At 65.2% G+C, this 21163-nt stretch carries 18 protein-coding genes; 13 read left to right on the forward strand and 5 right to left on the reverse strand.

All coding sequences use genetic code 11. The features are described 5' to 3' along the window. Window positions 1–281: 281 nt before the first annotated feature. Complete coding sequence (gene tamB, locus PG892_RS14310; RefSeq protein ID WP_223916349.1) at window positions 282–4055, reverse strand: autotransporter assembly complex protein TamB; 3774 nt, start codon at window positions 4053–4055, stop codon at window positions 282–284. A gap of 76 nt (window positions 4056–4131) precedes the next feature. Further along, a complete protein-coding gene (gene tamA, locus PG892_RS14315; protein ID WP_270825515.1) occupies window positions 4132–5907 on the reverse strand; it encodes an autotransporter assembly complex protein TamA in 1776 nt (591 codons plus the stop codon). Window positions 5908–6443: 536 nt separating this feature from the next. On the opposite strand from tamA, the gene PG892_RS14320 reads away from it, so the two are divergent. The 10 genes from PG892_RS14320 to mltB all read left to right on the forward strand — a co-directional run bounded on the left by PG892_RS14320 (window position 6444) and on the right by mltB (window position 16035). Then, window positions 6444–6839 carry a hypothetical protein gene (locus tag PG892_RS14320; RefSeq protein ID WP_042878109.1) on the forward strand — a complete coding sequence of 132 codons (396 nt, stop codon included), beginning with the start codon at window positions 6444–6446 and terminating at the stop codon, window positions 6837–6839. A gap of 59 nt (window positions 6840–6898) precedes the next feature. Then, window positions 6899–7177: a peptidylprolyl isomerase gene (locus tag PG892_RS14325; RefSeq protein WP_039039827.1), complete on the forward strand. Its 279-nt coding sequence runs from the start codon at window positions 6899–6901 to the stop codon at window positions 7175–7177. Window positions 7178–7304: 127 nt separating this feature from the next. Next, the gene (locus PG892_RS14330) at window positions 7305–8015 is read left to right on the forward strand and encodes a DUF1499 domain-containing protein (protein ID WP_180907236.1); all 711 of its coding nucleotides are present in this window, start codon (window positions 7305–7307) and stop codon (window positions 8013–8015) included. Beyond that, complete coding sequence (locus PG892_RS14335) at window positions 8005–8580, forward strand: carboxymuconolactone decarboxylase family protein (protein ID WP_039039829.1); 576 nt, start codon at window positions 8005–8007, stop codon at window positions 8578–8580. Before PG892_RS14330 ends, PG892_RS14335 begins: the two co-directional genes overlap by 11 nt. Beyond that, window positions 8577–10733 carry an FAD-dependent oxidoreductase gene (locus PG892_RS14340; protein ID WP_223916347.1) on the forward strand — a complete coding sequence of 719 codons (2157 nt, stop codon included), beginning with the start codon at window positions 8577–8579 and terminating at the stop codon, window positions 10731–10733. The genes PG892_RS14335 and PG892_RS14340 overlap by 4 nt, the downstream gene beginning before the upstream one ends. 19 nt (window positions 10734–10752) lie before the next feature. Then, a complete protein-coding gene (locus PG892_RS14345) occupies window positions 10753–11922 on the forward strand; it encodes an ABC transporter substrate-binding protein (RefSeq protein ID WP_223916345.1) in 1170 nt (389 codons plus the stop codon). Window positions 11923–11928: 6 nt separating this feature from the next. After that, window positions 11929–13581, forward strand: coding sequence for an ABC transporter permease subunit (locus tag PG892_RS14350; protein WP_270825517.1), 1653 nt, complete (start codon window positions 11929–11931; stop codon window positions 13579–13581). A 4-nt stretch (window positions 13582–13585) separates the two neighbouring features. Next, window positions 13586–14248, forward strand: coding sequence for an ATP-binding cassette domain-containing protein (locus PG892_RS14355; RefSeq protein ID WP_254231910.1), 663 nt, complete (start codon window positions 13586–13588; stop codon window positions 14246–14248). Next, on the forward strand, window positions 14241–14843 hold the full coding sequence (locus PG892_RS14360; RefSeq protein WP_104452683.1) for a CDP-alcohol phosphatidyltransferase family protein: 603 nt from the start codon (window positions 14241–14243) through the stop codon (window positions 14841–14843). Before PG892_RS14355 ends, PG892_RS14360 begins: the two co-directional genes overlap by 8 nt. A 94-nt stretch (window positions 14844–14937) precedes the next feature. After that, a complete protein-coding gene (gene mltB, locus PG892_RS14365; protein ID WP_270825519.1) occupies window positions 14938–16035 on the forward strand; it encodes a lytic murein transglycosylase B in 1098 nt (365 codons plus the stop codon). Between the two features lie 45 nt (window positions 16036–16080). Here the strand turns inward: mltB and PG892_RS14370 are convergent, their stop codons facing one another. After that, entirely contained in the window at window positions 16081–16563 is a 483-nt protein-coding gene (locus PG892_RS14370; protein WP_270825521.1) for a MarR family winged helix-turn-helix transcriptional regulator, read from the reverse strand. Between the two features lie 94 nt (window positions 16564–16657). Between PG892_RS14370 and PG892_RS14375 the strand changes: the two genes are divergently transcribed. Next, entirely contained in the window at window positions 16658–17539 is an 882-nt protein-coding gene (locus PG892_RS14375) for a DMT family transporter (RefSeq protein ID WP_042017343.1), read from the forward strand. 73 nt (window positions 17540–17612) lie between these two features. Here the strand turns inward: PG892_RS14375 and pgm are convergent, their stop codons facing one another. Further along, entirely contained in the window at window positions 17613–19262 is a 1650-nt protein-coding gene (gene pgm, locus PG892_RS14380) for a phosphoglucomutase (alpha-D-glucose-1,6-bisphosphate-dependent) (RefSeq protein ID WP_104452680.1), read from the reverse strand. A 53-nt stretch (window positions 19263–19315) separates the two neighbouring features. Next, window positions 19316–19825, reverse strand: a complete 510-nt coding sequence (gene seqA, locus PG892_RS14385) for a replication initiation negative regulator SeqA (RefSeq protein WP_010674108.1) — start codon at window positions 19823–19825, stop codon at window positions 19316–19318. A 290-nt stretch (window positions 19826–20115) separates the two neighbouring features. Between seqA and PG892_RS14390 the strand changes: the two genes are divergently transcribed. Then, a complete protein-coding gene (locus tag PG892_RS14390; RefSeq protein WP_223917114.1) occupies window positions 20116–20880 on the forward strand; it encodes an alpha/beta fold hydrolase in 765 nt (254 codons plus the stop codon). Between the two features lie 55 nt (window positions 20881–20935). Continuing rightward, window positions 20936–21157, forward strand: coding sequence for a DUF2788 domain-containing protein (locus PG892_RS14395; RefSeq protein ID WP_010674106.1), 222 nt, complete (start codon window positions 20936–20938; stop codon window positions 21155–21157). The last annotated feature ends 6 nt before the right edge of the window (window positions 21158–21163 follow it).

The raw sequence follows: 21163 nt of genomic DNA on the forward strand, positions 1-21163 counted from the left end.
GAGCGGCCAAAGGGATCAGACTGTAAATCTGACGGCTCTGCCTTCGAAGGTTCGAATCCTTCTCCCTCCACCATCTTTCAGAAAGCCCGGCCTTATGCCGGGTTTTCGCTTTTCTGCCTTCCACAAATCCCCTTCTTCTCTACAAAAAAAAACGGGAGGCCAGGCCTCCCGTCAATATATGCACGCTCTCACCCCGAACCTGCTGGCGACAGCTGTCATCGGCCGATCGGGCAGAGGGGGACAAGCGTCCCCCCAGGTATCTGTCTTGTCATCCGCGCCCCTTACAGGGTGAAGCGATAGAAGATATCCACCGCCTGGGCCACCCCGCTCATGGCCTGCAGATAGAGCCTTGGCATCAGCTCGTAGCGCAGCTTGAATTCGGCGATGGGGCTGAACACCCCGACCCCGTACTGGAACTGCAAGCCGGGCAGCAGGTAGGCCGACAGGGTCACCTGGGTGTCATCACCACTGCCTGCGGTATCGAGGGCCACGTCGCTCATGCCGAGGGACTCCCCGATGCTGGAGACCACGCCGCTCGCCTGGCTCACGGCCCCCGCCACCAGCAGGCCGTTGAAGCCGCCATCCTCGCCGCTGGTCTGCAATCCCTTGCCCCGCAACAGATAGGAGAGCTGTTCATACTGCGCCATCTGCGGCTCGGAATAGACGGTGATCTTCGGCTTGGCAGCCAGCCCCGTCACCCGCACCCCGACGGTCACGTTGTCCTCGATGGTATCCGGATCCCGATAGGTCTCGATGTTGAGATAGGGCTGATCGATGGGGCCGGAGAAGAGGATCCGCCCCTCCTTGATGATGAGGTTCTGGCCATAGGCCTTGAAGCGCCCGTCCCTGAGCTCCAGTTGCCCGTTGCCCGAGAGCGGCTTGGAGGGATCCTGGCGAATGTTGAGGGCCCCTCCCACCTTGGTCTTGAGTCCCATGGCTTCGAGGCGGACGTCGTCCCCGAGCCGGATGGCGAGCCTGATCTCCATGGGCAGCGGTGCCGCCTTGGGGACCGGCGGCAGATCGTCGTAGATGACGGTGACGTCATCGGAGACCGCTACCGCGCTGTCTGGCAGGCTCTTGACCAGGATGCGCGACCAGGGGATGTCCACCTGACCGGTCACCCTGGTCTCCTCCCCGAGAGAGATGGCGATGTCAGGGGTCACCCTGACCCGGCCCATGCCCGGGTACTGGGCCTCCAGCTCCTTGCCCTGAATGGTGAGGCTGCCGGTCACCGGCTGCTGGGCCCAGCTCAGCCAGCCCCCCAGCACCAGGGGGCCCTTGCCCACCATCATGGAGCCGTCGAGTTCGGCCCGGTTGCCTTCTATCTTGAGGCGGGTCACCAGCTTGGAGAGGGTCACCATGTCGGAGTGGGTCTGAACCTCCCCCTCCTTCAGGTTCAGCTCGCCATACAGCAGGGGGGCAGCCAGGGTACCGTCGAAGCGGGCATCCGCCGAGATGACCCCTTGCAGGGAGCGCACTTCGGGAATGAGAGGCGCAAAGGTCGCCAGCTTCAGATCGTCAAACCTGAGTTGACCGCCGAGGTTGCCGCGGCCAGCGGGATCCCGGATCAGCAGATCGGTGTCGATGTTGCCGATCTGCTCGGAAGCGAAATCGACCCGGATGGCGGCCTGCTGGCGCTCGAAATCGATCCCGAGCTCGAGGCGCTGGTAGTCGGTCTTGAGTTCGTCGGCGACGAAGGTCCCAGGCGTGGTGCGCACGGTGGCGTGCAGGGTCGGCTGGTTGCCGCGCCAGCTGGCGCGCCCGTCGGCCGACAGCACCGCCTGCCAGCGGAAATTGTCCGGCAACCAGGGGCGCAGCCGCTTGAGATCAAATTCGTTCAGGGCAAATTCCAGATTGCCCTGGGACTGGGCTATCCGGCTCCCCTTGACGCAGAGACTGGCCTTCTGGGACGCGAGGCAGAGATCCCCCATGGTCAACTGCTGTTTCGGCAGATCCAGGTCCAGAGACCAGGGGGCGGTCAGCGCCCAGCGCTTGAGGGGGGTCTTGAGCTTCAGCTCGGCAAGGGCGCCACGCCAGTGGTCACCGCGCAGGCTGCCATTCAGGCTGAGGTCTGCCGCCAGGGGATCCCCCTTCATTGTCAAGGTGAGCCCGTGGCGCTCGAGATCGCCGCTCAGGTTCAGGGCGATTTGCGAGAGCTTGGTCTCCCCCTGCGCCAGGCTCGCCACCGTCACCGCCACCTCACCGGCGGGCTTCTCCCCGACCAGGGCGTTGGCCTTGATGACGGTCTCCTTGAGGACGGTGCCCGCGTAGGCGAGTCGGCCCGACACCAGATCGGCATTCACGCGCGGCGCCTGCTGGTTGCCGGTGACGCGCACCTGGCCCTTGATGTCCCCTCCCAGACCCGGGTAGATACCCCCAAGCTTGGGCGCATCCAGATCCGCATCCAGCTTCCAGGCCTGGGTCGTGAGCGAGCCTTTGGCCTGCAGCCGGTTTGGGCCGCTTTGCAGCGCCAGGGCCGGGATGGTCCACTCCATCTTGTCGTTGCCGCTGAGCCTGCCCTGCAAGGCCAGGGGATACTGGTTGAGCTTGCCATCCACCTTGAGCTCGGGCAGGGCCAGCTGCCAGTGGCCCGCCTCATCCAGATCGAAGCGACTGGTGATCTTGCCCGCCAGTACCCCCTTGATCTCGGGCACCAGCTCCGCCGGGTTGATCCCCTTGAATTCGGTCGTCCCCTGCCACTGGACCCCCTTGCTCCAGGCCAGCTTGCCGTCGACCTTGAGCTCCCCCTTGAGGGCCCCCAGCAGCAGCTCGATGCGGCTCAGCTGGTTGAGATCCCCCTTGCCCGAGAGCGCCACCTTGAAGGGGGGCACATCGGTCCCCTTGCCGGCGGTGTTGAGCGCAAACTGGTAACCGGAGAGCTTGCCCTTGGCGCTCAGGGTGCCCTTGTCCAGCCGATAGCTGGGCTCATCCTTGGCGGGCTTGTGCAGGGGCCAGGAGAGGCTCTTCCAGTCCAGCGCCAGATCGAAGGGCAGATCCGGGTCGAGGGCCGCGAGGGATCCTTTGAGATTGGCGCCCACCGGCCCCTTGGCCTTGAGTGCCAGCCCAAGCTTGCCCACAGAACCGTCCAGGACGAGATTGACCTGCTCCCCCTTGAGCTCCCCGTCCAGCAGCCCTTGACGCGCCTTGGCATCCAGAGTCAGGGCGAGGGGGTAATCCTCGTGCAGGCGCACCTGACCACTCAAGGTCAGATCCGCCATGGCATGGCGCAAGGAGAGCTCCCGGATGTCGATGCGCTCCTCCTCGGCGGTGGCCGACAGCAAGAGGTTGTCTAGCCCCTCCACCAGCTCACCTTGCTGATAACGGAACGCCGTGGCTTTCAGCCCCTCCAGCTGGATGGGGAAAGGCAGTCGCACCGCCGGCAGCACCATGGGCTCGGGCTTGCTTGCGGCCTGCATCTTGTCACCGGGGGCAGCCTTGCCCTCGCCGGCCGCCAGGGTGGCGCTTTTCTCATCCGCCGGTTTGGCGCCCTTGTCACTGGCCGCCTCCGCCGGGGACGGTGCCAGCACCACGTTCAGGCCATCGAGCACGGGGCCGCGCACGATGAGCCCGGCGCGATCCAGGGCGGCGCCAATGTCCAGATCCTTGAGGGTGATCGTCACGCCGGGCACCGCCACATCGAGATCGGCAACCTTGAGGCTGTCGACCTGGATTTTGAGCGGCAACGGATGCCAGACGAAGGGCTCCGACGGCTCTTCCGGCACCGGCTCGGACTCCGCCACCCGGACAACGGGGCGAGTCACCGCCAGAGACTTGATCCAGAGCTTGCCCTGCAGGAGCTTGCCCAGATCCCAGTCCAGCACGGCCCGCTCCACGGTGACATCCACCAGCTCGTCCCGCCAGCCAACCCCTTCGAAGGTCCAGCCATACCCGAGTTGCCCCGCCACCAGCTCCCCCTTGAGGGAGGGCAGCGCGGCTCTGGCCTGTTGCCACAACCACTTGTTGCCCTGATGGGTGAAGCCCAGCAGGCTGACGCCGATGAGCAGCAGGAAGAAGAGGCCCATGAGCCACAAGAAAATGCGTTTTACCCAGATCACGATGCAGACCCCTGCAAGGAAAGCAGCCGCAGCGGCCAGAAAAGAGAAAGAAGAGGATGTGCGCCTGGTTGCCGGGTCATAGTTCCGGCCCCAGTGCGAAGTGCAGCCGCAGCGGCTTGTCCTCCTCGGAGATGCCCACCGCCAGATCGAGCCTGACCTGACCGATGGGGGTGACCCAGCGCACCCCGACCCCGGTGCCTATCTTCCAGGCCTCGCTGTAGTCGACGGTGGCGGTCCCGGCGTCCACGAACAGGGCGCCGAGCCACTTCTCGCTGAAGCGGTAGTTGTACTCCAGGCTGCCGACGCTGGCGTAACGTCCGCCGGTCAGCTTGCCATCGTCCCCCCGTGGCGAAATGGTCTCGTAACCGTAGCCCCGGACCGTCTGATCGCCGCCGGTGAAGAAGCGCAGGGAGGGGGGGACCAGGGAGAAATCATCCCCGACGATGGCCCCCTGTTCGGCCCGCATCAGGAAACGGTGATCTTCGCCCAGGGTGCGCAGCCACTTGCTACGCCCCCACACCCGCATGAAGCTGATGTCGGACCCCCAATAGGGACTCGAGAACTCCATCGTCAGTTGCTGGCGATCCCCCCAATCCGGCACCAGACCGCCGCGCACCCGCAGCCGTGACCAGGAGACGCCGGGGATCAGCAGCAGGCTGTTCCCCTCGTCCTGACCCTGGACGTAGCGCTCGTTCTCCTGGCGCACAAAGACGTCTCTGTCCCAGCTCTCCGGTCGGCGTGTCCAGCGGTGCACCCCGAAGGTGGCCAGATCGGAGCGGGTGTCGTTGTTGTCGGTGTATTGATAGCCCGCCTGCAGGGAGTAGTAATCCCGTAGCGGGTTGCCCACCGGGATCTGGTAGTCGAAGCTGAGCTCCGCTTCCGGCGCCGAGATCTTGGCGGTGCTGGAGAGGCGGTGACCATAGCGGTTCACCCAGGGTTTCTCCCAGGTGGCACTCAGGCGCGGCCCCACGTCCGTGGCATAACCGATACCGGTCTCAATCTCGTGATCGACCCGGTTGGAGAGGGTCACCTGCACCGGCACCCGGTTGCCCTCGGCCTGGCTGATCAGGGGTTTGATGTCCACCTGCTTGAACAGCTTGGTGGAAGAGACATCCTGGGACATCTCCGCCAGACGGATCGCCAGATAGGGATCACCGCTCTTGATGTTGATGAGCGGGCGAATAAGGTGCAGTGCCTCCGGCGTCGCGTCATAGCGGATCTCGCCGAAATGGTAGCGCGGGCCGGAGCGAAACAGGATGTAGATCTCCGCCTTGCCCTGTTCCGGGAAAACCTTGACCTGGCTCTTGCTGATCTTGGCGTCAAAATAGCCGCGGGCCAGCCCCAGACTGCCGAGATCCGCCTTGATGGATTCATATTGGCCGTGGTTGAGGGGATCTCCCTCCTTGAGGGGCAGCTTGTCCAGCAGCTCGCTGTACACCTCGTCGCTCCCCGCATCCCCTTCCAGCAGGATGTCGAGGCGCGAGATGATCACGGGTTCCCCCCGCTCAATCTCGATCACCACCTTGGCGGGCGCCTTCTTGTCGCGGTTCAGGGTGATCTTGGGCTGGTAGTAGCCATAGACCTGCAGCGCCTTCTGTACGCTCTCGGTGATCTTGGCGCGGGCGGGGCGGTACTGGCGTTCCTGGTAGACGGGCAGGGCGTTGAGGTAGGCCTCGACGTTGTCTTTCTGCTCTCCCCTGACCCCCTTGATCTGGTAGGTCAACTTGGCCGCCATGGCGGGCATCGCCATCAGCCAGAGAGCGAGGGCGAGCAGCAAGAGACCGGGCCCGGGGCGACGGGATCGCCCGGATGAAGTGCTCCCGGTGAGAAAAGTAGGATAGCATCCTGTCAAACGTCAGTTTCCCCGAATAACATGATTTAAAGATTGTGTTATTTAGTACGATACCGAGACTCATCCCGGGCGAGTGCCGCTCATCCTAGCATAATCGCGACGGCGAAATCCCACGCTCGGGGCCCCTTTGCGTGCCGCTCTGCCACCCCCGGTGCGGGGATCGCTTCGGCCCTGCAAGGAGCCAGCCGTGTGTAAGGAGCCAAACTGCGCACAATCAGGGCAAGGGGCGAACAAAACGCCACCACCGACCCCGCCACGCCGGATCTCCCCTGGCGGCCTTGGGCTGGCAGCAGGGTCCGGCTCGTCGCGACAACCCTTGTCGGACACCCCGCATCCGGCGGGTTTCGTCAACCCGTCCCCCTCGACTTGCTCCGCGCTCTCTTCCCCATCCTGCCTGCTATTGAACAGGAAAATAAGTTTAAATCAATCACTTGAATAGATGGCACTAAAGCTTCGTTCAATTCAATCGATTTATCCCGCTGCCCCTGCGCTCCTGCCTGTCCCACACTGATCCCAATCATCGCAGGAGAGACCCCATGCACCTACGTAGCGAACAACTGGCTGACTACATCGCCGACCGACTCGAGTTCATCACCTTCCTGGCCTGCTGCAGCGCCCTGCTGGCCCTGCTGACCGGCATGAACGGCCAGCAGGCCCTCGCCTTCACCGCGCTCAATCTGCCCTTTGGCCTGGCTCTGCTGCTGGGCATGGCCCTGCTCGCTCCCCTGTCTGCCCACTGGCGCCTGCCCGGCATAGTTCTGCTGCTGGTGAGCGCAGCCCTGGCCACCCTGCAGATGGGGGGCAACTGGCTCAACCCCCTGGCCATCTGGAGCCTCTATGCCCTGCTGGGGCTGGAGATCCTCTGGCAATCCCGGGCCAGGGTCCCCCTGGCCACCGGCCCCCGGAGCCGGGTCTCGCGCCCGAGGGGCTGACGTGGAGGCGCAATTGCAGTAATCTTGCGCCCCCTTTCCCCTCGCCGAGGAGCATTCCGATGAAAAAAGCCTGTGCCCAGCACATCCTGGTCAAGACCGAGAAACAGTGTCTGGAGATCAAGGAGAAGCTCGCCAAGGGCGCCGATTTCAGCCAGATGGCCAAGCGTTTCTCCACCTGCCCTTCCGGCAAGCGTGGCGGCGATCTGGGGGAGTTCTCCAAGGGGGACATGGTCAAGTCCTTCGACGATGCCGTCTTCAAGGGGGAGTTGCTGACCGTGCTGGGGCCGGTGCGCACCAAGTTCGGCTTCCACCTCATCAAGGTGCTCTATCGCAACTGATCCAGGTCGACGAGGTCATCGGCTCTCTGAGCCGCACGCCCGGGATTGATGATCATTTACTAACGTTATCAGGCAATTAAGTTTATCCTTCTGGGCATAATTCCATCCTGACCCGTGGATCCCTCATATGCACAGCTCTTTGTGGTGGCCGCTGCTGACCTGGCTATTGCCCCTTTGCGGGGCCCTTGGCAGCCGCGCCCATCTCTGGCCCTGGTGGCTCGGCTTCATCCTCTGTCTCGCCAGCGCCCTCCTCAGCCTCGTGCTGCTGCTGCGCCTGCCCTGGCGTTATCGCCGCACCACCAACCTCTGGCCGGATATCTGGGGCATAACTCCCCTGCTGTTGCCCCTGCTGTTTCTCGTCCAGGCGCTGCGCTCCCCCCTCACCAACGACGTCAGCACGGATCCCTACCATCCGCCACGGCTCCAGTGGGCCGAGCAGCTCAGAAGCCCGGAGGATCTCCCGATCTCCCCCCCGCCCCTGCAAGTATTTCCAGGCAACCCCGGTCCTCTCTATACCCGAGCATCCCCGGTCGAAGTGCTCGCGGAAGCCGAGGAACTGATGACGGAGCTGGGCTGGCAGGTTCGCCCGGGCAGCGAGGGTATCGATGCCGTCGTCACCACCGGCTGGTTCGGGTTTCAGGATGACGTGGCCCTGCGGGTCTTTGCCGGGCCCAAAGAGACCCGTATCGACATGCGCTCCGCCTCGCGCCAGGGGCGCAGCGATCTGGGGGTCAACCGGGCACGGATCATCGATTTCCTGAATCGGTTGAACGAGCGTCTGGGGGGGGCCTACAAGCCCAAGATGGAGAAGCTCAAAGAGGAACAAGATGCGCATTGAGGTCAAACCGGACCGGGCCTACGCCTGGTTCATCCGCCCCTTCTTCTGGCTGCAGAAACGCAACTACGGTCAGGTGCTGATCCCGGGCAAGTGCTGGGGGCGCTCCCCCAGGCTGTTCGCCGCGGTCGCCACCCTCTACGGCGTCATCAACCGCAAGCGCTCCCCCATCGACCCCGTGCTGCGCTCCCTGGTGACGGTGCGGGTCTCCCAGCTCAACTGGTGTCGTTTCTGTGTCGATATCAACGCCATGACCCTCGTCAAGCGGGCAGGCTCCAGCGACAAGGTGGAGGCTCTGGCCCGGTGGCGCGACAGCCCCTTGTTCGACGAGCGGGAACGGGCCGTGCTGGACTATGCCGAGGCCATGACCGGGCTGGATGGCGTGAGCGACGAGCAGGCCGCCCGCCTCAAGCCCTGGTTCGATGACGACGCCCTGGTGGAGCTCACCGGCCTCATCGCCTTCCAGAACATGTCCGCCAAGTTCAATGCCGCTCTCGACATCGCTCCCCAAGGGTTCTGCCAGTTGCCGGTGCAACCCGAGCGCCCCCTCGACAAGGGGCAGGGATGAACCAGGCACGCCTGCTGCTGTTGCTGGCGATGGGGGTCCTGGTCGGCACCTTCTTTGCCCTCGACCTTGACCACTATCTGAGCCTCACCCAGTTGCAGGCACACCAGGCGCGCCTGGCCCTTTGGGTCGACCGCCATGTTGTCGCAGCCAGCCTGCTGTTTCTGGTGATCTATGTGCTCACCACCGCCCTCTCCCTGCCGGGGGCGGCCCTGCTCACCCTGGCGGGCAGCGCCGTCTTCGGCATCCTGTGGGGGCTCTTGCTGGTCTCCTTTGCCAGCTCCCTCGGTGCCACCCTGGCCTTTCTCAGTGCCCGCTTCCTGCTGCGGGACTGGGTCGAGACGCGCTTTGGCGACAAGCTGGCGAGCGTTCAGGCCGGCATGCAAAAGGAGGGGGCCTTCTATCTGCTGAGCCTGCGCCTCATCCCCCTCTTCCCCTTCTTTCTGGTCAACCTGGTGATGGGGCTCACCCCCATCAGAGTCAGCACCTACTACTGGGTCAGCCAGCTCGGCATGCTGCCGGGCACCCTCGTCTACGTGCTGGCGGGGAGCGAGCTGGCTACCCTCACCAGCACAGGCAACCTCTTCTCCCCCGGCCTGCTGGCCGCCCTGACCCTGCTCGGCCTGATGCCCTGGCTGATGCGTGCCTTGCAGCGCCGTCTCGCCCTCTACCGGTTGCACGCCCCCTACCGCAAGCCTGCGCGCTTTGACTACAACCTGCTGGTGATAGGTGCCGGCGCCGGAGGCCTGGTCACCAGCTACATCGCCGCCGCGGTGAAAGCCAGAGTGGCCCTCATCGAGCAGCACAGGATGGGGGGGGATTGCCTCCATACCGGCTGCGTCCCCTCCAAGGCGCTGATCCGAAGCGCCCGCTTCGCCTTTGAACAGCGCAAGGCCGGGGAGCTTGGTTTTACCCCGAGCCAGAGCCGCGCCGACTTCGCCGCCGTGATGGCGCGGGTCGCCCGGGTCATCGAGGAGGTCGAACCCCACGACTCGGTGGCGCGCTATGAAGGACTTGGGGTGGAGTGCATCCAGGGGCGGGCGCGAGTCACCTCCCCCTGGGAGGTGGAGGTCAACGGCAAGCGCCTGACCAGCCGTCATATCGTGATCGCCACCGGTGCCCGCCCCCGGGTGCCCGCACTGCCGGGGCTGGACAGGGTTCCCTACCTCACCTCCGACACCCTCTGGCAGCGACTGCGCGAGCCCCCCCGCCATCTGCTGGTGCTGGGAGGAGGCCCCATCGGCTGCGAGCTGGCCCAGAGCCTGGCCCTGCTCGGTATCCCCGTCACCCTGGTGGAGCAAGGCCCTCAGCTGCTGCCCCGGGAAGATAGGGACGTCGCCGGGGCCCTGGCCGCGCAGCTGGAGCACGACGGCGTCACCCTGCACCTCGGCTGGCAGGCTACCTCGGCCGGGTATATGGACGGTAAAGGCGCCAACCTGCCCATCCGGCTGTACCTGCGCCGGGGGGACGAGACGCTGGTGGTTGAGGGGGACCAGCTGCTGCTGGCCCTTGGCCGGGAGGCCAACGTGAGCGGTTTCGGGCTGGAGGCGCTGGGGGTTGAACTGGCCCCCGGCGGCACCCTGGCCATCGACGGCTTCCTCGCCACCAACTACCCCAGCATCCTGGCGGTGGGGGACGTTGCCGGCCCCTACCAGTTCACCCATTTTGCCGCCCATCAGGCCTGGTATGCCGCCATCAACGCCCTCTTTGGCCAGTTCAGGCGCTTTCGGGCAGACTACAGGGTCATGCCGGCGGCCACCTATACCAGTCCGGAGATAGCCCGGGTCGGCCTCAACCAGAAAGAGGCTCTGGCCCGGGGCATCCCCTTCGAGTCGACCCGCTTCGAGATGGCCGAGCTGGACAGAGCCATCGCCGACGGCGAGTCAGGGGGCTTTGTCGAGGTGCTGACGGTGCCGGGTCGAGACAGGATACTCGGGGCCACCATAGTGGGCGCTCACGCCGGCGAGCGGATCGCCGAGTTTGCCCTCGCCATGCGCCACCGCCTGGGACTTGGCAAGATCCTCGCCACCGTTCACCCCTACCCCACCCTGATGGAGGGGAACAAGTACGTGGCTGGCGCCTGGCGCCGTGCCCGCCAGCCCGGGCGCCTGCTGGCGCTGCTGGCCCGTTATCACCGCTGGCGCCGCGGCGCCTGACTCTGACGAGGCAACCATCATGTTCAAGACCCGACTTCGCGCCCTGCTCCGTCCCCTGATGGCCTCTGTCCCCCTGCTGCTGACCTCCCCGCTCCACGCCAATGACGCATCGTGGCAGCAGACCCTGCTGGCCGCCAGGGGGCAGACAGTCTACTTCAACGCCTGGGGGGGCAGCCCCGAGATCAACGCCTACCTGGTGTGGGCCAGGCAGGAGATCGCTCGCCAGTACCAGGTCGAGCTGGTGCAGGTGAAGGTGGATGACATCGCCCAGAGCGTGAGCCAGTTGCTGGCCGGCAAGCAGGCTGGCAAGACGTCGAACGGCCCCATCGACCTGCTCTGGGTCAACGGCGAGAACTTCAAGGCGCTCAAGGAGCAGGGGCTGCTGGGGGACCCCTTTACCGACGAGCTGCCCAACATGGCCCTGGTGGACACCACCCTGCCGGTGAGTGAAGACTTCACCGTGCCGGTCGAGGGGCTGGAGGCCCCCTGGGGCATAGGCCAGCTCAATCTGATGGTGGATGGCGACCAGGTAGACGCACCTCCCACCTCGGCGGCCGCCCTGCTGGCCTGGGCCAAGTCTCACCCCGGCCGCTTCACCTACCCCAAGCCTCCCCAGTTTCACGGCTCGAGCTTTCTCAAGCAGATCCTGCTGGAGCTGACACCGGATCCGGCGCCCCTCTACCGGGAGGCGACCGATGCCGACTTCCTTCGCATCACCGCCCCTCTCTGGGCCTGGCTCGACCAGCTTCACCCCGCGCTCTGGCGCAAGGGCAGGCTCTTCCCCACCGGCGCCGCCGAGACCAGGCAATTGCTCGATGACGGCGAGCTGGCCATGGCCATCAGCTTCAACCCGGGGGAAGCCCAGAGTTCGGTGCAAAACGGCACCCTGCCCCCCACCGTCCAGGCCATCGCCATGGAGAAAGGGGCGCTCACCAACAGCCATTTCCTCGCCATCCCCTTCAATGCCTCCGCCCGGGCCGGGGCCAAGGTGGTGGTCAACTTCCTGCTGAGCCCCGCCGCCCAGGCGCGCAAGAGTGACCCCGCCTTCTGGGGGGATCCCAGCGTGCTGCGCCAGGAGGCGCTGCCAGGCCAGACCCGTCCAGCATTGCGCTTCAAGGGGGTGGCAGAGCCCCACCCCAGCTGGCAAACCCGGCTGGAAGCGGCCTGGGCCGAGCGCTACGGCCACTGATCCATCATGCAGGCGCGCGCCCCTCTTCTCCTCCTGCTGCCCTTTTTGATGCTGGGAGCCCTGCTGCTGGGGATCCCGCTCGCCGGGGGCCTGCTGTTGCTGGTCATCGAGGGACTCACCCCCGCCAATCTATCCCTCTTGCTCCCCCAGCCCGGACTCTGGCACTCCGCAGGGTTGAGCCTCTGGGTGGCGGGGGCCTCCACCCTGGGGGCTCTCGGCGCCACCGCCCTGCTGCTCGCCCAGGGGGACGGGCGTCCCTGGATGCGCTGGCTGCGCCGCCTGCTCTCCCCCCTGCTGGCGCTTCCCCACATCGCCTTTGCCATCGGCATCGCCTTTCTGATCGCTCCCTCCGGCTGGCTGCTGCGCCTCGTCGCCCCCCTGCTTGACCTCACCCATCAGCCCCCGGACTGGCAAACCCTCAAGGATCACTGGGGGCTTGGCCTCATCGTGGTGCTCATCCTCAAGGAGACCCCCTTCCTGCTGCTGATGGCGCTGGCGGCACTGGATCCCGCCAAGGTGGCGCGCCAGCAGTGGCTGGGGGCCAGCCTCGGCTTCAGCGCCCCCCGGATCTGGTGGCGCCTGCTGCTGCCCGCCCTCTGGCCCGCCCTGCGACTGCCCCTCTACGCGGTGGCCGCCTATGGCCTGGCGGTGGTGGATCTCGCCCTGCTGCTGGGGCCGGATGCCCCGCCGCCCCTGGCGGTGCGACTCTGGCTCTGGTATCAGGATGCCGACCCCGCCTGGCGCGGCGCCAGTGCCAGCGGCGCCCTCTTGCTGCTCGCCCTCAACCTGCTACTGCTTGGCGCCCTCAGGCTGCTGGAGCGGGCCCACCTCACCCTCGGCAAGGCACGCTGGCTGGATGGGCGACGCGCCCCCGCCTCGCCCTGGCCCGCACTCATTGCCCGCATCGGCGTGTGGGGGCTGCTCCTGACCAATCTGCTGGTGCTCGCCGCCCTGCTACTCTGGTCCCTGACCCGGCGCTGGTCCTTTCCCGCCCTCTGGCCGAGTGAATGGAGCAGCCACCACTGGCTGGCTCTGCTGCCGAGCCTGGGCCCGCTGCTGTGGCAGAGTCTGTGGCTGGCCCTGCTCTGCGCCGCGCTCTCCCTGCTGCTGGCGGTGCTCTGCCTCGAGGCGTTGCCTGCACGCCGCGCCGCACGCACACTCTGGCTTGTCTGCCTGCCTCTGCTGCTGCCCCAGGCCAGCCTGCTGTTTGGATTGCGCCTTCAGACCGACGGGCTGGGATTCACTGGCATAGGCCCTGGCTGGGTACTCTGGAGCCAGTTGATCTTCGTCTTTCCATACGTCTATCTCTGCCTGCACGGCCCCTATCGCCAGTTCGACGAGCGCCTCACCCGGGCGGCCCTCACGCTCGGGGCCAGCCCCTGGGGGGCCTGGTGGCGAGTCAAGGGCCCCCTGCTCGCCCGTCCCCTGTTGTTCGCCTTCGGTGTCGGAGTGGCGGTGAGCCTGGCCCAATACCTGCCGACCCTGCTGTTCGGGGGCGGGCGGGTCGTCACCATCACCACGGAGGCGGTGGCCATCGGCAGCGGCCTCAACCGGCGGCTGGCGGGGCTCTACGGCCTGCTGCAACTGCTGCTGCCCCTTTTCATCTATGCCCTGGCGCTCTGGCTGCCGCGGCGCATCAACCCTGCCCTGAGGCCCTGACCCGATGCTGCATACCTCCGCACTCACCCTCTTCCTCGACGGTGCCCCCCTGCTGACGCTCCCCCCCCTCAGGGTGGCCCCGGGCGAGGTGCTCACCCTGATGGGACCGAGCGGCTGTGGCAAGAGCTCCCTGCTGGCGGCGCTGGCGGGAGTGCTGCCACCCGGGGGGCCCATCCGGCTGACCGGGGACATCCTGCTCGGCACACATCGCCTCACCCCGCTGCCCCCCCAGGAGAGGGGGGTCGGCATCCTGTTTCAGGATGACCTGCTGTTTGCCCACCTGACGGTGGCAGAAAATCTGATGTTCGGCATGCCGGCGCATCTCAAGGGGATGGCGGCAAGGCAGACCCGGGCCCACGAGGCGCTGGCCGAGGTCGGGCTGGAGGCTCAGGCGGACAAGCTGCCAGGGGCGCTCTCCGGCGGCCAGAAAGCCCGCGTCAGCCTGCTGCGAGCCCTGCTGGCCGAGCCCAGGGCATTGCTGCTGGACGAACCCTTCTCCCGCCTCGACAAGCCGCTGCGGGCGGCATTCAGAACCCTGGTGTTCGAGCGCCTGCGCACGCAGGCCATCCCCGCCCTGCTGGTGACCCACGACGAAGAGGATGCGCCGGGCACCATCTTGCAACTGATCCCCCCAGCCATCCCAGAAGAGGAGCACCACCTTGTTTGATCGCCACCTGATCCCGGTTATCCGCCGCCCCCTCGCCGCGCTCGCCCGCCCCCTGTGCCGGGCCGGGGTGAGCGCCAACCAGGTGAGCCTCGCCGGCTTTCTCATCGGCATGCTGGCGCTGCCGCTGCTGGCCTTTGGCTGCTATCAGTGGGCGTTGGCGGCAATTCTGCTCAACCGGCTGCTGGACGGGCTGGATGGCGCCGTGGCGCGGGAAACGGGCATCACCGACTGCGGCGGGTTTCTCGACATCACGCTGGATTTCATCTTCTACGCCGCCGTGGTGCTGGGCTTTGCCCTCGCCGACCCGGCCAACTCCCTGGCCGCCGCCACCCTGCTGTTCGCCTTCATGGGCACGGGATCGAGCTTTCTGGCCTTTGCCATCATGGCCGGCAAACGGGGCATCGAGAGCCCCGTCTACCACCACAAATCCCTCTACTATCTGGGCGGGCTTACCGAGGGGAGCGAAACCATCGCCCTCTTCGTGCTCATGTGCCTCTGGCCCGCCGCCTTCGTGCCACTGGCCTACGGTTTCGCCCTGCTCTGTGCCATCACGACCCTGACCCGGATCTGGAGCGGCTACCACACCCTGCGCTGACGGGATCCCGGAGGGCGCGCCGGCACGGAGCACTTGCGCCTGCACGCCAATGTTTTACCATGACGGCACTCTTTTTCAGGCTCACGAGAACCCTATGCGTCGCCTTGTCTGTGTCCTCTCCCTGTTTCCCCTGATCTACGGCTGCAGCATCACGCCGGCGCCCAAGCCCGTGGTCAAACCCCAACCCAACAGCGCCTTCATCAACCAGACGCCGCCGAGCAAACCCTTCTACGGGCAGGTGAGCCAGCCCGGGGTCAGCAAGGGGGACTTCGCCAATCGTTCCAACGTGGACAACTTCGTGCAGCGGATGGTGCAAAAGCACGGCTTCGACGGCGCCGAGCTGCACCGGGTACTGGCCCAGGCCGAGCGTTATGACTGGATCATCAAGCTGATGGACGCCCAGGCCCCCACCACCAGACCGCCCACCGGCCCGACCGGCGCCTGGAACCGCTACCGCGCCAAGTTCATCACCCCGGACAACGTACAGAACGGCGTCAACTTCTGGCGTGAATACGAGAGTGAACTCAACCGGGCGCAGCAGATCTACGGGGTGCCACCCGAGATCATCGTCGGCATCATCGGGGTGGAGACCCGCTGGGGTCGGGTGATGGGCAAGACCCGCATTCTCGACGCCCTGGCGACCCTGGCATTTGACTACCCGCGCCGCGCCGACTTCTTCACCGGCGAGCTGGAAGCCTTCCTGGTGATGACCCGGGATGAGGGGATGGACCCCACCGAACCCAAGGGCTCCTATGCCGGGGCCATGGGCTACGGCCAGTTCATGCCGTCGAGTTTTCGCAACTACGCGGTGGACTTCAACGGCAACGGCCACACCAACCTGTGGGATCCGGTGGATGCCATCGGCAGCGTGGCCAACTACTTCAAGGCCCACGGCTGGGAGAAAGGGCAGCCGGTGGCAGTACGCGGCCAGGGACAGCTGCCGGGCTATGAGCACGGCTTCCAGACCCGCTACCCGGTGGCCACCCTGCGCGGTGCCGGGCTGGCTCCTACCGGCAATCTGGGCAACCACAAGGAGGCGAGCCTGCTGCGTCTGGATGTCGGCACCGGTTACCAGTACTGGTACGGCTTGCCGAACTTCTACGCCATCACCCGCTACAACCACAGCACCCACTACGCCATGGCGGTATGGCAGCTTGGCCTTGCCGTCAGGGATGCCAGAGGCGGCTACTGAGCCAGCCTCAATGCCAACGAAAACGGGCCCGATGGGCCCGTTTTGCTATTCGTTTTCCAGCAGCCAGCGCTTGAGCAGGGCCGCCAGCTGCTCCTGTTCGGCCAGGCTCAATGGGGCCAGCAGGCGACGCTCGTTTGCCACGTGCTGCTCCACCGCATGGTCAACCAGCTCCCGCCCCGGCTCCGTCAGGCAGACCAGCAGGCTGCGCCTGTCATCGGGGGAGGCTTCACGTCTTATCAGGCCACGCTGCTCCAGCTTGTCGAGCCGGGCCGTCATGGCCCCCGAGGTGAGCATGGCGGACTGGTAGAGCGCCGTGGGGGTGAGTGGCTCATCGGCCCGGCGCAGGGTCGCCAGAATGTCGAAGTCCGACCCCAGCAGGCCGCACTCCTTCAGCTCGTCATTGATCTCGCGCCCGGCGATGGCCGCCATGCGCGCCACCCGCCCAAACACCCCCATGGGGCTGCAGTCGAGATCCGGCCGCTGCCGGGCCCACTGGGCCAGCAGCTGATCTACATGATCACTCTCCATTCGGGCTCCATTATCTTTACATGAAGATACTTGATAATAAACCAACTCGCGGCTAATGTATCTTTACTTAAAGATACTTTGTTACGAGATAACCATGCCGCTGCTGATCGCCCTGCTCGCCCCCCTGCTCTGGGGCAGCACCTATGCCGTCGTCAGTCTCTACCTGACCGACTACTCCCCCTACTGGGTGGCCGTGTGGCGCGCCCTCCCCGCCGGGGTGCTGCTGCTGTTGCTCCATCCCCGCAGACCGCCTCTCGTCTGGAGCAGGCAGTTCCTGCTGGCGTTTTGCAACATCACCGCCTTCTTCGCCCTGCTGTTCGTGGCGGCGTTTCGCCTGCCCGGCGCCGTGGCGGGTACGTTGGGAGCGACGCTGCCCCTCATCCTGATGGGGCTGGCCTGGCTGCAAGACGGTGTCAGACCGACGATCAAGTGGCTGTTGCTGGGGGTGATGGGGCTCGTCGGGGTGCTCTTGTTGCTCAATCCCTCTGCCAATCTGGATCCCGTCGGCGTGGCGTGCGCCCTGCTCGCCACACTGCTCATCGGCCAGTCGAGCCGCTGGATGCAACGCTGGCCGGTGGACGATCTGCTGGCCCTGACCGCCTGGCAGCTGCTGCTGGGCGGCCTGATGCTGATCCCGCTGGCCTGGTGGCTGGCCGGCCCCATGCCCCTGCCCCGGGCTGATGCCACTCCCGGGCTTATCTGGCTGGTGATCCTCAACACGGCCCTGGCCTACTGGGCCTGGCTCTGGGGACTCAAACGCCATGGCCCGGAGGTGATGGGGATGCTGGCCCTCACCAATCCCATGGTGGCGGTCTCCTGCGGTGTGCTGATGGTGGGAGAAACCCTGGATGGCCGTCAGTGGCTCGGCATCGGCATCATCCTGCTCTCTCTCTTCCTGATGAAGCTGCCGGCCCGCTCCTTCCTCAAGCGCTGGCAGAACCGCAAGGCCGCCACCGGCAGCGTCGACAACGGCTGATCCGCAGTCAACCCGACACAAAAAAAGAGGAGCCACCAGGGCTCCTCTTTCACATGGGTTGTTGCCGTAAGGGTCAAACGCCTGCCTTGGCCAGGGCGGCGGAGACGATCTGCTGGGCTTCCTGCTGGATGAGGTCCAGGTGCGCCTCCCCCTTGAAGCTCTCCATGTAGATCTTGTAGATGGACTCGGTGCCGGAGGGGCGCGCCGCGAACCAGCCATGCTCGGTCACGACCTTGAGACCGCCGATGGCGGCGTCGTTGCCGGGGGCCTTGGTCAGCTTGGCGGTGATGGGGTCACCCGCCAGCATGGAAGCCTCCACCAGCGCCGGATCCAGCTTGGAGAGCACCGCTTTCTGGGCACTGTTGGCCGGGGCGTCGATGCGACGGTAGCTGGAGCGGCCGAACTTGGCTTCCAGGGCGTCGTAATGGGCCTGGGGATCCTTGCCGGTGACGGCCAGGATCTCGGCGGCCAGCAGCGCCAGGATGAAACCATCCTTGTCGGTGGTCCAGACGGTGCCGTCCTTGCGCAGGAAGGAAGCGCCCGCGCTCTCCTCGCCGCCAAAGCCGAACTCGCCGCTGTAGAGACCATCCACGAACCACTTGAAGCCGACCGGCACCTCTTTCAGGGTGCGGCCAATCTCGCCGGCGACCCGGTCGATCATGGAAGAGGAGACCAGCGTCTTGCCGACGGCCGCCTCCTTCGCCCAACCGGTTCTATGGGTGAACAGATACTGGATCGCCACCGCCAGGTAGTGGTTCGGGTTCATCAGCCCAGCCTGGGTGACGATGCCGTGACGGTCGTAGTCCGGATCGTTGCCAAGGGCGATGTCGAACTTGTCCTTGAGGGCGATCAGACCCGCCATGGCGAACGGACTGGAGCAGTCCATCCGGATCTTGCCATCCTTGTCCAGAGTCATGAAGGAGAAGGTGGGATCCACCTTGTAGTTCACCACCTCGATGTCGAGATCGTAACGCTTGGCGATGACGTCCCAGTAGGCGACGCCGGAGCCGCCGAGCGGGTCCACCCCGATCTTGATGCCTGCTTTCTTGATGGCGGCCAGGTCCAGCACGTTCTCCAGATCATCCACATAGGGGGTGACATAGTCGTGTTCGACCACGAACGCGCTCGCCAGGGCCTCGGCGAACGGCATGCGCTTCACGCCGGCCAGGTTCGCTTCCAGAATCGCGTTGGCGCGGTCTTCCACCCACTTGGTGATCTCCCCTTCCGCGGGGCCGCCGTGGGGCGGGTTGTACTTGAAGCCACCGTCTTCCGGCGGGTTGTGGGACGGGGTGATCACCACGCCGTCCGCCAGGGCCGCCGGTTTGCCTGCATTGTGGCGCAGGATGGCGTGAGAGATGACCGGAGTCGGTGTGAAGCCGAGGCCGGCCTGGATGCGGGTCTCGACACCGTTGGCCGCCAGCACTTCCACCGCGCTGGCAAAAGCGGACTCGGACAGAGCATGGGTATCCATGCCCACAAACAGCGGCCCCGTGATACCGGCCTGCTGGCGGTACTCCACCAGCGCCTGGGTCACCGCCAGAATGTGGGATTCGGTGAAGGCGCTGTGCAGGGCGCTGCCGCGGTGACCGGAGGTGCCGAAGGCGACCCGCTGCTCAGGGCGGCTCATGTCCGGCTTGTTGAGGTAGTAGGCGCTGACCAGACGGGGAATGTTGGTCAGATCGCAAAGACGAGCCGGCTGACCGGCGTGGGAATGCTGTGCCATGGCGTTTTCCTTGAGCTGAGCCTTGCCCGGCAAGGCCTGAAGTCGTTGATGGGTTAAACGGCGCCGCACACCCGAGCCGTCAGATCCTCGTCATAACCCATGCTGTTCATGAGCTGGGCCACCATGTTCTGCTTGCGGCTGGTATTGGTATTGGTGATCACCCAGAACGGGGTCTCCGGTACCGGCTTGGGCTTGGTGGTGCTGCCACTGGCACGCAGCGCTTCCGGGTCACGGGAGAAGTAGACGCGCTTGCGCCCTTTTATCTCGGTCGCCTGGGTGAAGCCTTCCGGGTTGTCCCGATAGAGGGTGCTCAATACCAGCATGAAGCGGTTGATGGACTTCTCTTCTTTCTGCAGCTCGCCGGAATCCAGCAGTGCCTCCAGCCCCATGGCATCGGCCACGGGTTGCGGTTGCATCGCAGGCGCGGCCGCCACGGTTGCCGTGCCGGCCTGGGCGGGTTGCTCCAGCAGGCGACGCAGGATATCGGACGCACTCTCGCCGATGTGCCGGGTCTGGCTCGCGATAAAGAAGTAGAGATCGTCATCAAGCTCGATGGTTTTCATAGGGATGCGCTGGACTCGTCGAAATTCGGATGCGGCGATTATACATAGGCAGACCCGGCAGCCCAAGCAAGGGGCGGACAGATGTGCATGAATCTCCTTGAGAATACGGCATAATGACGGGCCAAGTGTGTGATCCCCCGCACTGATAGCCGATCCCGGGGAGATATTTTTGAAAAAAAACCACAAAAAAATCCCCCACCAGGAATGAAATCCTTTTCTTTCAGTGTGTTAAAAATTATGGCGATAGAGCCCACGACCGATAAGGTGTCATTTTGCAACAATACCCACGATTGAACTTCAAGGAACAGGGCGAAGGCCAGACTGTCGTGCTGATCCATGGCCTCTTTGGCAGCCTGGACAACCTCGGCCTGCTGGCGCGCCCCCTCAGCGAACAATACCGGGTCATCAGCGTCGATCTGCGCAATCACGGCGCCTCCTTTCACTCGGACGAGATGAGCTACCCGGCTCAGGCGGCGGACATCCTGGCCCTGCTGGACCATCTTGGACTTGAACAGGTGGCCCTGGTGGGCCACTCCATGGGGGGCAAGGTCGCCATGCAGGTCGCCAAGCAGGCCCCTCACAGGGTCAGCAAGCTGGTGGTGGCGGACATCGCCCCGGTGGCCTATCCCCACGCCCGCCACAAGAACGTGTTTGCCGGGCTCAATGCCACGCTGGCCACGCCCCCCCAGAGCCGCAGCGAGGCGGAAGCCATGCTGGCCGAGCACATCGAGATCGCCGGGGTGCGCCAGTTCCTGCTCAAATCCTTCGCCAAAGGGGAGTCTGGATGGGGGTGGCGTTTCAACCTGCCGGCCCTTGAGCGCAACTACGCCAACATCATGGGCTGGCCTGACGATGAACGCCGCTTCGAAGGCGCGACACTCTTCATCAAGGGGGGCGACTCCGACTATATGCTGCCCGAATACACCGGGGCCGCGATGGCCCAGTTCCCGGCCGCCAAGGCACGCGTCATCGCTGGCACGGGTCACTGGCTGCACGCGGAAAAGCCGGTTTTGTTCAACAAACTGGTTGTGGATTTCCTGTCGACAGGCGGTTAACAGTTTCAAATCCTTTGTGATATAGTGCGCCCGTCTTAAGGAGTGCGCGCAATCCATGCTGAGTGAACACATCGATCTCATCGAGAGTCTGGGCCTGAAACTGTTCTTCGTGGCCATCTTCCTGCTGATTGGTCTGGCCATTCAGGACGTGCTCAAACGGGGCAATGTGCCCCGCTTCGGCCGCTTCATCGTCTGGCTGGTGCTGTTTTTGGGTTGCGCGGGTTTTGTCGCCAAGGGGCTGATCGAAATGGGCTGGGAAGGCTCAGGGATCGGCTAACTACTT

It is taken from the genome of Aeromonas sp. QDB68 (assembly GCF_027707405.1).
GTDB lineage: Bacteria > Pseudomonadota > Gammaproteobacteria > Enterobacterales > Aeromonadaceae > Aeromonas > Aeromonas caviae.

Excerpts from the sequence above, each read along its gene's own strand:
- PG892_RS14345 (WP_223916345.1), top strand. The coding sequence starts at position 10,753 with ATGTTCAAGACCCGACTTCGCGCCCTGCTCCGTCCCCTGATGGCCTCT.
- pgm (WP_104452680.1), bottom strand. The coding sequence starts at position 19,262 with ATGGCACAGCATTCCCACGCCGGTCAGCCGGCTCGTCTTTGCGATCTG.
- PG892_RS14325 (WP_039039827.1), top strand. The coding sequence starts at position 6,899 with ATGAAAAAAGCCTGTGCCCAGCACATCCTGGTCAAGACCGAGAAACAG.
- PG892_RS14370 (WP_270825521.1), bottom strand. The coding sequence starts at position 16,563 with ATGGAGAGTGATCATGTAGATCAGCTGCTGGCCCAGTGGGCCCGGCAG.
- mltB (WP_270825519.1), top strand. The coding sequence starts at position 14,938 with ATGCGTCGCCTTGTCTGTGTCCTCTCCCTGTTTCCCCTGATCTACGGC.
- PG892_RS14335 (WP_039039829.1), top strand. The coding sequence starts at position 8,005 with ATGCGCATTGAGGTCAAACCGGACCGGGCCTACGCCTGGTTCATCCGC.
- PG892_RS14350 (WP_270825517.1), top strand. The coding sequence starts at position 11,929 with ATGCAGGCGCGCGCCCCTCTTCTCCTCCTGCTGCCCTTTTTGATGCTG.
- PG892_RS14330 (WP_180907236.1), top strand. The coding sequence starts at position 7,305 with ATGCACAGCTCTTTGTGGTGGCCGCTGCTGACCTGGCTATTGCCCCTT.
- PG892_RS14340 (WP_223916347.1), top strand. The coding sequence starts at position 8,577 with ATGAACCAGGCACGCCTGCTGCTGTTGCTGGCGATGGGGGTCCTGGTC.
- seqA (WP_010674108.1), bottom strand. The coding sequence starts at position 19,825 with ATGAAAACCATCGAGCTTGATGACGATCTCTACTTCTTTATCGCGAGC.
- PG892_RS14375 (WP_042017343.1), top strand. The coding sequence starts at position 16,658 with ATGCCGCTGCTGATCGCCCTGCTCGCCCCCCTGCTCTGGGGCAGCACC.
- PG892_RS14395 (WP_010674106.1), top strand. The coding sequence starts at position 20,936 with ATGCTGAGTGAACACATCGATCTCATCGAGAGTCTGGGCCTGAAACTG.
- PG892_RS14355 (WP_254231910.1), top strand. The coding sequence starts at position 13,586 with ATGCTGCATACCTCCGCACTCACCCTCTTCCTCGACGGTGCCCCCCTG.
- PG892_RS14320 (WP_042878109.1), top strand. The coding sequence starts at position 6,444 with ATGCACCTACGTAGCGAACAACTGGCTGACTACATCGCCGACCGACTC.